The following is a 13,420-nucleotide window of genomic DNA, read 5'->3' as shown; positions in this document are numbered from 1 at the left end:
CCTTCGGACAGCTCGGTGAGCTCATTGAATTCTCCTCCCGGCGAGCGCGGCGGTCCGGCCGACGCGGTGCCGGCGGTCATGATCGACCAAGCGATTGCCTGGGCAGTCAAAATCGATTTCAACGCGCCCGACACCGCGACACAAAGTGCCTTCGATGCGTGGCTCAGTGCCAACCCGCTTCATGCGACTGCGTGGCATCGGATCCAGTCGCTCAAACACGATTTCGCGAATCTCCCGCCGAAGCTGGCCTTGGACACGCTGCGGGCGGCGGAAGCCAAATTGATTGCGAACGGTGTCAGCCGTCGGCAAATGCTCAAGCTGCTGTCGATTGCCGGTGTGATCGGCGCCGCCGGCTGGATCGCCGGCGAGCAAGCGCCGTGGCAACGCCTGATTGCCGACGCCAGCACCGACACCGGTGAGCGGCGCGCGTTGAGCCTGAGCGACGGCACGCGACTGGTCTTGAACACGGACACCGCTGTCAGCATCAAGCTCAGCGGCGAGCAACGCGTGATCGTGCTGCGGCGTGGCGAAATGCTCGCGACCACCGGGCCCGACTTGGGGTTGCCAAACCGGCGTCCGTTCTGGGTAGACACGTCGTTTGGCCGCATGCAGGCGCTGGGAACCCGCTTCGCGGTGCGACTCGATGGCGACGACGCCAGGGTTGCCGTGCAGGAGGGGGCGGTCGAGATGCATACGGCAAACACCGGCTTTAGCGCCATCGCCCACCCCGGTGAAAGTTGGCGTCTGGGCGCCGAGCGTCTCGTTCGGATGAGCCAGTCCGCGTTCGATCCGACGGGCTGGACCGACGGCGTCATCAAGGCGCGGCAGATGCGCTTGGCCGATCTGCTGGTTGAATTGTCACGCTACCGTCGCGGCCGCATTTTCTGTGACCCGGCGGTGGCCGATCTGCCGGTGAGCGGCATTTATCAGGTCGACGACACGGACCGCACGCTGGCATTCCTCGCGCAGACACTACGCTTGCGTATCGATTATCGAACGCGGTTCTGGGTCACGGTAGGGCCGGCCGATATTTGAACCCTCAATCAATACACACTCTGTCGCGGTTTCGCCCCGACGCGCCTGCGGCCAAAGTCCGCCGTCCGGTGCTCAAGCCGCTTGCACGCGCCATGCCGAGCGTACTGCTTTGCGTGGTGTTCGGCGTCGCGGTTCCCGGGCAAGAGGTTCATGCGCAGAGCGCGCCCACGCAAAACAGCGCGGAAGATGTTGAGAAAAAGCTTAATAAAAACATTACAACGCGGACCTTCGATATTCCCCCCGGCCCTTTGGAGCCGGCGCTGGATTACTTCGCGCGAATCTCGGGCATCAACCTGTCGTATGACGCAGCCTCGATCGGTCGCGCAACCACCCGGGGATTAAGCGGCCAGTTCAGCATCGCGAACGGCCTGAACACATTGCTGGAAGGCACAGGTCTGAGCGCCACCGCGCAGTCGGGCGGCGGCTACGCGCTGGGAAAATGGGCCACCGCTGCGACCACCGCTGCGGGCGCGGTTGTCGGTGGCGTTCCCGTGACCTTGCCTGCAGTGAGCGTAACGAGCGGCACGGATCGTGGCTCCTTTCTAGCGGACCGGACGAGCGTCGGTTCAAAGGTGACGACCGACCCGCACGATATTGCACAGGCTACAACGGTGGTCACCAAGAGCTTGATCGAATCCCAGGGCCTGACTTCATTCCAGGATGCCTTGCGTAACGTACCGGGCATCACGATAGGCGGTGCCGAGGGCGTACAGATCGGCAACAACATCAACTTGCGCGGGTTTAACGCGCAGACCGATATTTATCTGGATGGCTTTCGCGACAGTGGCCAGTACTATCGAGATACCTTCAATCTCGAATCGATCGACGTGCTCTACGGTCCATCGTCGCTGCTGTTCGGACGCGGCTCGACCGGCGGCGTGGTGAACCAGGTCAGCAAGAAAGCCAACTTGACGCAGGGTGGCCAAGTCTCGACCACGATAGGCACCGGCGACCAATATCGCACGGCGGTTGACTTCAATCACCCGCTCTCCGACACGTCGGCATTTCGCATCAATGCCTTCGGGCAAGACATGGGTTCGACCCGCGACGTGATGAAGAACAAGGATTACGGCATCGCGCCCGAGCTGCGTTTCGGCATCGGGACGCCCACGGAAATCACGCTGTCGGCATTGATCCAGCATAACGACGACATGCCGGATTTTGGCGTGCCGCCGATTAACGGACACCTGGCACCGGTGAACAAGAGCACCTTCTATGGCCTGACCGACGACAGCTCGCAGATCGATGTGCAGATCTTCAATGCCACGATCAAGCACGAGGTTGACGAGAACCTGACGATACAAAACCAGACGCAATGGGCGAACTACACGGTCGATGAGCGCGAAACCAGTGCGCGCTCGGTATTGACCGGACCTCTTGCGACCAGCCCGGCGCTGGCCAACGGCAACTTCACGACGCTGCCGCTCTCGCAATTGTTCGTGACGTTGCAAAGCCACGACGCGACGATCAGCAACCACACGCTCTACAACGACACCGACCTGCTTTACACATTCAACACGGGTTTCATCAAGCACGATGTGGATGTCGGCATCGAACTGGGTCACGAAACGTTTACGGACCAGGCGACGATACGCAACAACCTGCCGATCCTGTCGCTGCTCGATCCTGTCGCCGAGGCCACGCCGGCCAATGTCACGACCTCGCTCGGCAATCTGGAGGAAGCGTCGGCCAACACATTCGCTGCCTATTTCAACGACACCGTATCGTTGGGCCAGCATTGGAAAGTGATCGGCGGCGTGCGCTGGGATAATTTTCGGCCCGAAATCAGCAACACGCTCAGTGCGCCGGGCTACACGTCGCAGGCCAACGATTTCACCAGTGTGCGGGGCGGCATCATCTACCAGCCCAACGACGCGCAGTCTTACTATGTTTCGTATGGCACGTCGTTCAACCCCTCGCTCGAACAACTGATGGTCGTGAACGGTACGCAGAACCTGGCGCCCGAGACCAACAAAGCCTACGAGCTCGGCAGCAAATGGGATTTCCTGAACGGGAAGTTGTCGGTCACGACCTCGGCTTTTCAGATCGAGGAGGACAATGCGCGCAGCGAAATCAGCGCGGGAGAGTTCATGCTGGACGGCGATGTGCGCGTGCGCGGCGTGCAGGCCGGTGTGGTTGGACACATCACCGACAAGTGGCAGGTGTATGCCGGCTACGCTTACCTCGATGCGCGCATCGTGGCGGCGGACGACGGTACCGCGGGCAATGTTCCTGCCGACACGCCTCGCAATACCGTGACGCTGTGGAGCACCTATGAGATCACGCCGCAATGGGAGATCGGCGGAGGGCCGACTTATGTGTCGGCCAGTTACGCGGTGAACAACGATTTGGTGCAGGCGCCCGCTTATACGCGCTGGGATGCCGAAGTCGCCTACCATCAAAAGAAATATGATGTCCGGCTAAATCTGCAGAACCTGACCAACAAAAATTACTACACCGCACTGCTCAACTCTGATGGCGGGCGAGCGGTGCCGGGCATAGGCCGCACGTTGTTGGCGACCTTGACGTACAAATTCGACTGACTACGCTCACATCGAATGCAGACTAACAATGAGCTGAGATAAGCCTTTCCACAAAATTTGCACGCCGATACAAAGCAAAATAAAAGAAAACAGACGTGCAAAGACCTCGACGCCGCCTGCGCCCAACAGCTTGGGCATGTAGTGCGAAAACCGTATGCATAGATAGACGAGCGCGCATACGCAAACAAGCGCCGCACCTACACCCATGATGTGACTGGCGGAAAGCCCCTCGTCTGGCGAACCGGTCCCGAGGGCGACGGCGATGGCGATCGAACCCGGACCCACGGTCAATGGAAAGCTATAAGGGAAAAACGCATTCTTGACCTCAGCCGGGTCCGCGGCATCGACGTTTTGCGCCCCGGTCGCGGGGGTGTCTTCCTTGTGCAGCAGTTTCCAGCCTGCGGCCGAGATGACGAGTCCGCCGACCACGCGCAAGACGGGAAGAGAGATGCCAAAGAATTGAAATACGTATGCCCCGATCGATAGCGAAAGAATCAAAATAATGAAGCTGTTTCTTGCGACCGCCAGCGCCATTGAATTCCTGCTTTTGATCGACAGATTGGGCAGCATGCCGAACAAAATGAATCCTGTTGCAGGCGGGTTCACGACAGGTAGCAAGCCGCCTACGATGGTCAGGAACGTTCCGATAAAATTTGCCATCGTGATCCTTGTTTTTCTTGTTGGGTGCAGACGCAGGTGCGTGGCTTACTTCCTCGTCAAGCCATGCCGCTGCATCCAGTCGAGGACCAGAGCGGCGATGTCATCGCTGTTGTCGTCGGCCATCAGCGCGTGGCTATTTCCTGAGATGCCGCGCGCCGGCAAATCTATCCATTCGACATCGACACCGGCCTGAGCCAGCGCTTCGCTCCAGCGGCGCACCGCCGGCATGGAGTTGACCCAAAAAGGATGCTGGTCGAGGTAGTCGCCCCACACGAACAGGTGCGGCACGCCGCGCAATGTTGCCGGATCGACTTGCTCAGGATCGGGTGCCCCGGACGGTTCCAGCGATATGACGGCGCGCACGCGATCGGGGGCATGCAGCGCAGCGTGCAGCCCGAAATTGCCGCCTTGGCTGTGGGTCAGCACGATGCTGCTGTCCAGGCGCGCGATGAGCGCGTCGTAGGCGTGCTGGGTCGCGGCGTTATTCGTGCCCCAGCGAGGCACGAACTGGTTCATGAACTGTTCCATATACGCGGCCGGAAAACGCTGGCCTGGATGGGTTACGCGCAGCGCGGCGTCGGCGTTCCATGAGCCGTCGGGGCCGAAGCGAAACGTCTGTTCCCACGCCTCACGGCCCGTGCGGAAGTAGGGTGGTTCGGCATACACCTGCGGATACGGCGCCCAAGACGCACGGCCGCGTTCGACGGCGTCGGAGACGAACACGTCGAAACCGGCGCGCAGGAAGAACATCTGCCAGCCTGGCCGGCCGTCCGGCGTCGTTTCCCAGTTGACGCCGCTCATGCCGCCGCCGTGCCAGAGCAGCAGAGGATGGGCGCCGCATGGCGCCGCAAGTTTGACGTATTGCACATAAAGCTGGCCGACCATGATCTCGCCGTTCGGGTCGATCGAATGGATAGGGCCGCCCGTCGTACTGACGCGTTGGCGCGGGCTCATGCCGGACAGCGTCGTCAGGCGTCCGCCGAGATGAAAACTCCCTATTTCGCGTACCGAAACTGCCTCGGGTTCCGAAGCGTTCGGTGCGTTCAGTGATGCGGCGGTCTTGGCAGGATTCATAGGACCTCGGCGTAAATGAGATACGGCGAAGTTACTACGGGCAATGCCAGGCGTCTACAAGATCGATGATCGGCGGGGCGAATTTGAGCGCGAAGTGTTGGGTACTAAGCCCGGTTTTTCCGTCGAGCAAGAAGCCTGGTTTTTCCGTCGGGCCGCGAAGATGCATGGATTGAGTGACCTAATTCACGACTAACTCTGGGTAGGCAGACTGGCCTTTTCCCAAGGTGGTTCGTCATGCTTTCCAACAGTCGCCCCCGGTGCTTCAAAGCCCATTCAGCAGGCAGTCGGCGCATGAGCTGGCGAAGTCGGGTTTTGCGCGGCGCCATTGTGCTTTTGATCGCGCTGCGATTCAAGTCCATCCGTGAATCGACACCCGACGTTGCCGAATTGCGCAAGCGCGCGCATCGGCTGTCGGGTGCAAGTCGATGGGCATCGAGATGCTTGTACCGGCACTCATCGACACGACCCGATGCGCAGCTCCAGGGGGAGTGGGTGTGGCCCAACGACGGCGTGCAGACCGATGGCGTCGTCATCTTGTATCTACATGGCGGTGCGTACTATATGGGATCGCCGGCCACGCATCGCGCGGTCACCACCGAGCTGGCCAACGCGGCGCGCGCCCGCGTCTTCGCGCTCGATTATCGGCTGGCGCCCGAACATCCGTTTCCCGCCGCGCTCGATGACGCGAGGTTCGCCTACCAAACGTTGATCGCGCGCGGCATCGCGCCGGGAGCCATCGTGCTTGCGGGCGACTCTGCCGGTGGCGGCCTTGCATTGGCCACGCTTGTCGCATTGAGAGAAGACGGTGTGCCGCTGCCCGCGTGCGCGATCTTGTTATCGCCGTGGGCCGACCTAAACGCCGATGAGGAAAGCGGCGGCGATGCCTTCGCACAGAGCCGCCGTGCCATGCGAACGGCCGCCGCGCTTTACCTGCAAGATGCCAGCCCCGGCGAGCCGTTTGCCTCTCCCGCCCGCGCGCCGCTACATGGGCTTGTGCCGCTCCAAATACAGACCAGCGACGCCGAAGCGCTTTATCAGGATACCTGCCGTCTCGCCGGGCGCGTGATGCAGTCGCGCGGCCGGGTGGAGCTTTCCGTCTGGCATGGGCTGCCGCATGCGTGGCATTGCTTTACACCGTTTATTCCGGAGGCGCGTGCGGGCCTGCGATTGGCGGCGGCGTTTATTCGGCGCTACGTCCCGGCGGCATCGAGCCCCGCTTCTAGCCCCGCTTCGAGCCCCGATGCGCGCGCTGATGGTGGGTGATGCCGGGTGATGCCAGAGCGGGCGAGCGCCGCATTTATTCAACGCGCATAAAAATGGGGCTATAAGGCTGGCCATAAGCGAAAGCAATCGACTAGCCCAGTGCTGTCGCTGACAAACAACGTCGCGCTCAGGTCTTTCTTCTGTCCTACGGGTCGATCAAAGCGGCGAATCGATCAAAGAGCCCAAAAATCAGAAAATATTGCCTGAAACGTGCAAATTTGCAATACGGCGTCAGAACCGTGCGAATTTGAAAGATATCGCTGCGCAACACTGGCAAGCTGCGATTAATAACGGGCGCGACCGATCCCATCGAGGGGCGCATTTGCGATCTATTCAATGAAGGAGGTTCGACGATCGGCAGTCTTCAACGTTGATGTGACGCATGCCGATCAACAAAAATATACTGGCATCGGTTTCAAACAAGGTTTTATCCACCCGAAATCATGGAGATCGCTATGAAAAGCCCTTGGAAAATACTCGTCGTTCCCTTCGTTGCTCTGGCCTTGCTGACCTCCGTCGAGACTGTCTATGCGCAGGACACCTCGGCGAATTCCGTGCCGATCACCAAGAAGATGATGCGCAAAGAAGACCGTGCGTTGGCGGCTAACGTGCGCAGGCACCTTGACCGGTCGCATGTTCCTACAGCGGACATTACGATTCTCGCGCGAGCAGGCGCGGTGTACCTTGTCGGCACAGTGGCCGATGCCTCGCAGATTCCTGTTGCGGGTGATACTGCAGGGCAAGTCGAAGGCGTCAAAAGCGTGAAAAACAATTTGACCGTTCGGGTAGTGGGTCACTGAGTTAAATCGATTTAAGTCGGATCGATTTAAGTTAGAAAGATTTGAGTTACAAAGATTTGAGTTACAAAGATTTGAGTCAGAGCGATTTGACTCACGGGATTTGACTCAAAGAGATTTGAGTCGGGGGAGATCTGGCGGCGCCCTGGCGCCGCCAGGCGAGCCTCTCATTGCGGGTCACGGGGCAATGTGCACTTCACCTGGAAGCCAGCCATGAATCTCAGCGCTTTAGATCTTTCGAGAATGCAGTTTGCGTTTACGGTCTCGTTTCACATCGTATTTCCGGCGATGAGCATAGGCTTGGCGAGTTTCATCGCCGTGCTCGAAGGCGCATGGCTGAAAACCGGTAAAGAGCACTACAAGGACCTCTGCCTGTATTGGTCGAAAATCTTCGCGATCGGCTTCGGCATGGGCGTGGTGTCGGGCGTCGTCATGGCGTATCAGTTCGGCACCAATTGGGCCGGCTTTTCGAAATTTGCCGGCCCGGTCACCGGTCCGCTGCTTACCTACGAAGTCATGACGGCATTTTTCCTCGAGGCCGGCTTCCTCGGAATCATGCTGTTCGGATGGGATAAAGTCGGTCGCGGCGCGCATTTCGCCGCAACCGTCTTGGTGGCCCTGGGGACATTGGTTTCGACCTTCTGGATACTTTCGTCCAATAGCTGGATGCAAACGCCGCAGGGGTTTACGGTCGAGAACGGCCACGTGGTGCCTCAGGATTGGTTCAAGATTATCTTCAATCCGTCTTTCCCCTATCGCTTGGCCCACATGGCGATTGCCACATTCATCGTGGTGGCGCTGATCGTCGCGGCAACCGGTGCCTGGCATCTGCTCAAAGGGCGGCGCGACCTTGCCGTCAAAACCATGTATTCGATGGCGCTTTGGCTGCTCCTCGCGCTGGCCCCCATCCAGATGCTGGTCGGCGACCAGCACGGCTTGAACACGCGTAAATACCAGCCCGCAAAAATTGCTGCCATCGAAGGGCTCTGGGAAACCGAACACGGCGGCACGGCGCTGAACCTGGTTGGCTTTCCCGACATGAACACGGAGACGACGCGCTACGCCGTGCAGATTCCGCATCTGGGCAGCGTGATCCTTACACATAGCTGGGATGGCGAAATTCGCGGCCTCAAGGAGTTCCCCAAAGAGGACAGGCCGAACTCCTCGATCATCTTCTGGACCTTCCGGCTGATGGCCGGGCTTGGCATGCTGATGACCCTGCTGGCACTGCTCGGCCTATTGCTCAGGCGCGGTGGCCGCTTATTCGAAAGCCGGTTCTATCAACGATTCGTCTTGCTGATGGGCCCAACGGGCTTGATCGCGCTGATCGCCGGCTGGGTCACCACCGAGGTCGGGCGTCAGCCGTGGGTGGTGTATGGCGTCATGCGCACGGTTGACGCGGTGTCGCCCATCTCCGCCCAGGCCGTCAGTCTGGCGCTGATGGTGTTTATCCTCGTGTACTTCGTTGTGTTCGGCACCGGGATTTACTACATATTTAAGCTGCTCTTGCAGGGCCCGTCGTCAACCTCCGTCCCGCGCTCGGAGATTCCGGAGCTCGACGCCGACCACAGCGGCCGCCGACCCATGTCGGCTGTTGAGTAAGGCAAATGAGTGACGCAGCAGCGTTCGGGTCACAGGACCCGTAGACAGGACCCGTAGACAGGAGCCACATGATGAGTATCACGACAGCTTGGGCCGCGATCATCGCGTTTGGATTGTTCGTGTATGTGGCACTCGACGGTTTCGATCTTGGCATCGGACTGATCTTCCCGTTCTTTCCCGACGACGAAGAGCGCAACATGATGATGCACAGCGTCGCACCGATATGGGATGGCAACGAAACCTGGCTGGTGCTCGGCGGCGCCGCGCTCTATGCCGCGTTTCCGGTGGTCTATGGCGTGGCCTTGTCGGCACTATACCTGCCCATCGTCATGATGCTGGTGTGCCTGATCTTTCGCGGCGTCTCGTTCGAGATCCGCGGCAAGGCGAAGCGCACGAAGCACCTCTGGGACTTGTCTTTCATCGTCGGGTCGGCGGGCGCTTCGTTCTTCCAGGGGATTATTCTGGGCGCGTATTTGCAAGGAATCCCGGTCGTCAATGAATCCTTTGCCGGCGACTCGTTCTTCTGGCTCCACCCATTCAGCATTCTGACCGGCCTGGGCTTGATGGCCACGTACGCTTTGCTGGGCGCATGCTGGCTGATCATGAAAATGGACGGCGACCTGCAACGTCGTCTGTATCGCCTGGTCACGCCGCTGACCTTGGTGCTGCTGGTTTTCATCCTGGGGGTGTCGGTGTGGACGCCGATGGTCAGCCCACAAATTGCGCACAGGTGGTTTGACTCCGGCTTGCTTTCGCGGCTGATCGTGGTGCCGTTCCTGGTGGCGATAGTGGCACTGAGCTTGTTTGTCGCGATCAGGCGTCGTCGCGAAAAAACCGCGTTCTTCTTGACGCTGCTGCTGGTCCTGCTCGGCTATATCGGCTTGCTGGTCAGTGTCTGGCCTTACGCCATTCCGTTCACGATCCTGCTGGCCGACGCTGCGGCGCCGCGCTCGAGCCAGATTTTCACGCTCGTCGGCGCGGTCATCATCGTGCCCATCATCCTCGCGTACACCACCGCCGGCTACTGGATATTCAGAGGCAAAGTGGCGCAGGGTGCGCAATATCACTAGCGTATATGCGAAAAGATCTCAGGCAAAGCCGGACCTTCTGGTTCATCGCGTTATGGTGTGTCGGTGTCGGCGGCGCGTTGCTGCTCGCGCTGCCGTTCGAAGTGTTGATGCATATGGCTATGCGGTAAGTGGAGCGTGAAATGTCAGATCAGCGTAACGTCCCGGGAATCAAGCGATACGATAGTCCGGCGGGCGGTTGGGGTGCGCTGGCCGCCACTGCCAAAGCCGTGCGCGAGCAGATGGAAACCGTCGAGGCGCCGATCACGCTGTTTCGGACCAACAAGCCGGACGGATTCGATTGTCCCGGCTGCGCGTGGCCGGACAAAGAGCACACGTCGACCTTTCAGTTCTGCGAAAACGGCGCGAAGGCCGTAACCTGGGAGGCGACCAAGAAGCGCGTGTTGCCCGAGTTCTTCGCAGCACATACGGTTTCGTCGCTGCTGGAGCGCACCGATTACGAGCTGGAGAATGAAGGGCGGTTGACCCACCCGATGGCGTATGACCGCGCGAGCGACACTTACCGACCGATCAGCTGGGATGCGGCGTTCGCCCGCATCGGCGAGATTCTGCGGGGGCTGCCGGACCCGAACATGGCCGAGTTTTATACCTCCGGCCGCGCTTCCAACGAAGCCGCCTTCCTTTATCAATTGTTCGCGCGCGAATACGGCACGAACAATTTCCCCGATTGCTCGAACATGTGCCACGAGGCCACTAGCGTCGGCTTGCCTCAATCCATCGGGATCGGCAAGGGTACGGTGTCGCTCGACGACTTCGACCAATGCGAAATGATCATCGCCATGGGCCATAACCCCGGCACCAACCATCCGCGCATGATGGGAACGCTGCACGAAGTGGCACGGCGCGGTGTCCCTATCATCGTATTCAATCCCCTGCTCGAACGTGCGCTCGAACGTTTTGCCGATCCGCAAAACGCGATGGAGATGGTGACCTTCGGCTCGACGTCGATTGCTTCGTCTTACTATCAGGTGAAGGTGGGCGGTGACGCCGCCGCGCTCAAAGGCATCATGAAGGCATTGATCGCGCTCGATGCCGCTGCGGGTCCGGACAGCACGGTTCTGGATCATGATTTTATCGCTGCCCACACGCACGGTTATGAGGCCTTCGCCGAGGATCTGCGTGCAACGCCATGGCCGAATATCGAAGCCGCCAGCGGATTGCCGCAAGCGGCCCTTGAAGCTGTGGCGCAGGCCTATGCCAAATCGAATGCGACGATCGTGACGTACGGCATGGGGATCACGCAGCACAGCACGGGCACCTCGAACGTGCATCAGATCGCGAACCTGCTTTTGCTGCGCGGTAACATCGGCAAGCCGGGTGCCGGCATCTGCCCTCTGCGCGGTCATTCCAACGTGCAAGGCGATCGCACGGTCGGGATCACCGAGCTACCGTCGGCGGACATGCTCAATAGAATCGAGCAAGCGTTTGGGTTCAAGCCGCCGCAAGCACATGGTCATGATGCGGTCCGGGCCATGCAGGCGATCATCGATGGGCGTTCCAAGGTGCTGGTATGCCTGGGCGGCAACCTGATCGTGGCGCTGCCCGATGCGGATCAATGTTTCCCGGCCATGCACACGCTGGACCTCACCGTGCATATCGGCACCAAGCTCAATCGTACACATCTGCTGGTGGGCAAGGAGTCGATTCTGTTCCCCTGCTTGGGACGCACCGAGCAGGACATGCAGTCGGGCGGCCCGCAATCGATCACGGTCGAGGATTCCATGTCCATGGTCCATGCTTCGCGCGGCAAGCTGCCGCCGGCCTCAGAGCATCTGCGGTCCGAGATCAGCATCATCGGTGGCATGGCTCATGCGACGCTGACGCAAAGCAAGGTCGATTGGCTGGGAATGGTCGCCGATTACGATCGGATCCGCGATGGGATCGAAGCGGTCTTTCCGGACTTCGCCGATTTCAATACACGCATCCTCAAGCCCGGCGGCTTTCGTTTGTCGCTGCCGCCTACCGAGCGTGTTTGGCCGACCTCCTCAGGTAAAGCGGAATTCATCGCGTTCCAAGGCGTTATCGAAGATCCGCAAGCCGGTGCTAGCGATGTGCTTAAGCTCACGACACTGCGCAGCCACGACCAGTACAACACCACTATTTATGGACTCGACGATCGCTACCGCGGTGTGTTCGGGCGACGCGATGTCATCTTCATGAGCGAAGACGATCTGGCCGCGCAGAACCTGGAGCATGGCGATATCGTCGATGTCGAGACTGCTCTTCCTTCCGATCGCCCACGAAGGCTGCTCGGCTATACGGTGGTCGCCTACAAGATCGCCAACGGTTCGGTGGGTGCCTACTACCCGGAAGCGAACGTGCTCTTGCCGCTGAACTACTTCGACAAGGAATGCGGTACCCCGTCTTACAAGTCCATCCCGGTTCGTATCTTGCGTCGAGCGGGTTGATGGGGGACGGTGCCGGCTTGGGCCGGCACTGTTATTTCGGGTTCTCGCCGGGGCGGCAAACATGATCGTACGACCACCGCTGGACTGGCTAAGGGCACTGACGGCTTGGCGCGGTTCCGTTCTGCCCGGCTTGATTCCGCGGTTGTCGTTCATCTTTGCGTTGTCGCTGTTGGCCGTATGGTTGCAGCGTCGTGGCAGCTTGTTGCCGAGCTCGCAGCCTTTCGGCCTGCTCGCGGCGCAAGGACTACGTGGTGCTGTGACGGGGCGGCAGGGCTGAGAAAGCGGTGGTGCGATTGGGCTTCATTGCAATCCGAGTCGGACGGGGATTTCGTTCGCCGCACATCAAAATGACTTGTTGCGCTAGTCATAAGTGATATGATTATGACTGTAGACAAATGACTATAGGCATATCATGGAAAGCAATCAGGTATCCAAATCCGAATTCAAGGCGAGAGCCCTTGAATTTTTCCGGCAAGTGGAGGCTTCTGGCGAAAGTGTAATCGTCACGGATCATGGTAAGCCCGCGCTTGAAGTCCGGCCGTATCGAGGCATCGAACGTAACCCGCTCGACGTGCTGCGGGGATCGGTGGTGCGTTACGACAATCCGACCGATCCAGTGGCAGAAGGCGATTGGGAGGCCGCGCAGTGATCGTTCTGGATACGCATGCGCTCGTATGGTGGGTGGCTGGTGACTCTACGCTGAGCAAGAAGGCCAAAGCCGCTATAGAGCGCGAACTTTCGGGCGGCGAAATCATTGTTTCGGCAATTTCTGCATGGGAAATTGCCATGCTAGTTGAGCGCGAAAAGCTTGTCTTATCGATGGATGTAGGCAGTTGGCTCGCAACAGTGTCGGGCATCGAGGGCGTGCGTTTCATGCCGGTTGACGCGGAAATCGCAATTAAGTCGGTTGACCTCCCGGGCGACTTTCATAAGAACCCGGCTGACAGGAT

Annotated in this window: 13 protein-coding genes; 11 read left to right on the top strand and 2 right to left on the bottom strand. The window is 59.6% G+C overall.

Features of this window, described 5'->3' with window-relative positions; all coding sequences use genetic code 11:
• Positions 1–15 precede the first annotated feature (15 nt).
• Together GSQ77_RS21080 and GSQ77_RS21075 are read left to right on the top strand one after the other, a co-directional pair.
• Positions 16–1,035 carry a FecR domain-containing protein gene (locus tag GSQ77_RS21080; protein ID WP_254067725.1) on the top strand — a complete coding sequence of 340 codons (1,020 nt, stop codon included), beginning with the start codon at positions 16–18 and terminating at the stop codon, positions 1,033–1,035.
• Positions 1,032–3,578 (top strand): TonB-dependent siderophore receptor, encoded by a 2,547-nt coding sequence (locus GSQ77_RS21075; protein WP_254067724.1) that lies wholly within the window; start codon positions 1,032–1,034, stop codon positions 3,576–3,578. The genes GSQ77_RS21080 and GSQ77_RS21075 overlap by 4 nt, the downstream gene beginning before the upstream one ends.
• Before the next feature lie 6 nt (positions 3,579–3,584).
• Here the strand turns inward: GSQ77_RS21075 and GSQ77_RS21070 are convergent, their stop codons facing one another.
• Both GSQ77_RS21070 and GSQ77_RS21065 read right to left on the bottom strand, forming a co-directional pair.
• Complete coding sequence (locus GSQ77_RS21070) at positions 3,585–4,238, bottom strand: MarC family protein (protein ID WP_158904702.1); 654 nt, start codon at positions 4,236–4,238, stop codon at positions 3,585–3,587.
• A gap of 45 nt (positions 4,239–4,283) precedes the next feature.
• Entirely contained in the window at positions 4,284–5,312 is a 1,029-nt protein-coding gene (locus tag GSQ77_RS21065; RefSeq protein WP_158904701.1) for an alpha/beta fold hydrolase, read from the bottom strand.
• 291 nt (positions 5,313–5,603) lie between these two features.
• Between GSQ77_RS21065 and GSQ77_RS21060 the strand changes: the two genes are divergently transcribed.
• The 9 genes from GSQ77_RS21060 to GSQ77_RS21025 all read left to right on the top strand — a co-directional run.
• Positions 5,604–6,575, top strand: a complete 972-nt coding sequence (locus tag GSQ77_RS21060) for an alpha/beta hydrolase (RefSeq protein ID WP_158904700.1) — start codon at positions 5,604–5,606, stop codon at positions 6,573–6,575.
• A 455-nt stretch (positions 6,576–7,030) separates the two neighbouring features.
• On the top strand, positions 7,031–7,375 hold the full coding sequence (locus GSQ77_RS21055) for a BON domain-containing protein (protein ID WP_158904699.1): 345 nt from the start codon (positions 7,031–7,033) through the stop codon (positions 7,373–7,375).
• Between the two features lie 210 nt (positions 7,376–7,585).
• Positions 7,586–8,974, top strand: coding sequence for a cytochrome ubiquinol oxidase subunit I (locus GSQ77_RS21050; RefSeq protein ID WP_158904698.1), 1,389 nt, complete (start codon positions 7,586–7,588; stop codon positions 8,972–8,974).
• 71 nt (positions 8,975–9,045) lie between these two features.
• Complete coding sequence (cydB, locus tag GSQ77_RS21045; protein WP_158904697.1) at positions 9,046–10,044, top strand: cytochrome d ubiquinol oxidase subunit II; 999 nt, start codon at positions 9,046–9,048, stop codon at positions 10,042–10,044.
• Positions 10,045–10,049: 5 nt separating this feature from the next.
• Positions 10,050–10,172 carry a hypothetical protein gene (locus GSQ77_RS29850; RefSeq protein WP_301951177.1) on the top strand — a complete coding sequence of 41 codons (123 nt, stop codon included), beginning with the start codon at positions 10,050–10,052 and terminating at the stop codon, positions 10,170–10,172.
• 12 nt (positions 10,173–10,184) lie between these two features.
• Entirely contained in the window at positions 10,185–12,470 is a 2,286-nt protein-coding gene (locus GSQ77_RS21040) for an FdhF/YdeP family oxidoreductase (RefSeq protein ID WP_158904696.1), read from the top strand.
• Between the two features lie 61 nt (positions 12,471–12,531).
• Positions 12,532–12,747, top strand: a complete 216-nt coding sequence (locus tag GSQ77_RS21035; protein WP_158904695.1) for a bestrophin family ion channel — start codon at positions 12,532–12,534, stop codon at positions 12,745–12,747.
• 135 nt (positions 12,748–12,882) lie between these two features.
• On the top strand, positions 12,883–13,119 hold the full coding sequence (locus GSQ77_RS21030; RefSeq protein WP_158904694.1) for a type II toxin-antitoxin system Phd/YefM family antitoxin: 237 nt from the start codon (positions 12,883–12,885) through the stop codon (positions 13,117–13,119).
• A partial coding sequence (locus GSQ77_RS21025; RefSeq protein ID WP_158904693.1) for a type II toxin-antitoxin system VapC family toxin occupies positions 13,116–13,420 on the top strand: 305 nt, incomplete at its 3' end. The genes GSQ77_RS21030 and GSQ77_RS21025, both read left to right, overlap by 4 nt.

This window comes from Burkholderia sp. L27(2015) (genome assembly GCF_009765705.1).
Classification (GTDB): domain Bacteria; phylum Pseudomonadota; class Gammaproteobacteria; order Burkholderiales; family Burkholderiaceae; genus LMUX01.
This window is presented reverse-complemented; position numbering and strand designations above follow the sequence as displayed.

What these genes read in the sequence shown, in the direction of transcription:
- GSQ77_RS21070 (WP_158904702.1), bottom strand. Translation starts at nt 4,238, where the DNA reads ATGGCAAATTTTATCGGAACGTTCCTGACCATCGTAGGCGGCTTGCTA.
- GSQ77_RS21065 (WP_158904701.1), bottom strand. Translation starts at nt 5,312, where the DNA reads ATGAATCCTGCCAAGACCGCCGCATCACTGAACGCACCGAACGCTTCG.
- GSQ77_RS21060 (WP_158904700.1), top strand. Translation starts at nt 5,604, where the DNA reads ATGAGCTGGCGAAGTCGGGTTTTGCGCGGCGCCATTGTGCTTTTGATC.
- GSQ77_RS21055 (WP_158904699.1), top strand. Translation starts at nt 7,031, where the DNA reads ATGAAAAGCCCTTGGAAAATACTCGTCGTTCCCTTCGTTGCTCTGGCC.
- GSQ77_RS21050 (WP_158904698.1), top strand. Translation starts at nt 7,586, where the DNA reads ATGAATCTCAGCGCTTTAGATCTTTCGAGAATGCAGTTTGCGTTTACG.
- cydB (WP_158904697.1), top strand. Translation starts at nt 9,046, where the DNA reads ATGAGTATCACGACAGCTTGGGCCGCGATCATCGCGTTTGGATTGTTC.
- GSQ77_RS29850 (WP_301951177.1), top strand. Translation starts at nt 10,050, where the DNA reads ATGCGAAAAGATCTCAGGCAAAGCCGGACCTTCTGGTTCATCGCGTTA.
- GSQ77_RS21040 (WP_158904696.1), top strand. Translation starts at nt 10,185, where the DNA reads ATGTCAGATCAGCGTAACGTCCCGGGAATCAAGCGATACGATAGTCCG.
- GSQ77_RS21035 (WP_158904695.1), top strand. Translation starts at nt 12,532, where the DNA reads ATGATCGTACGACCACCGCTGGACTGGCTAAGGGCACTGACGGCTTGG.
- GSQ77_RS21030 (WP_158904694.1), top strand. Translation starts at nt 12,883, where the DNA reads ATGGAAAGCAATCAGGTATCCAAATCCGAATTCAAGGCGAGAGCCCTT.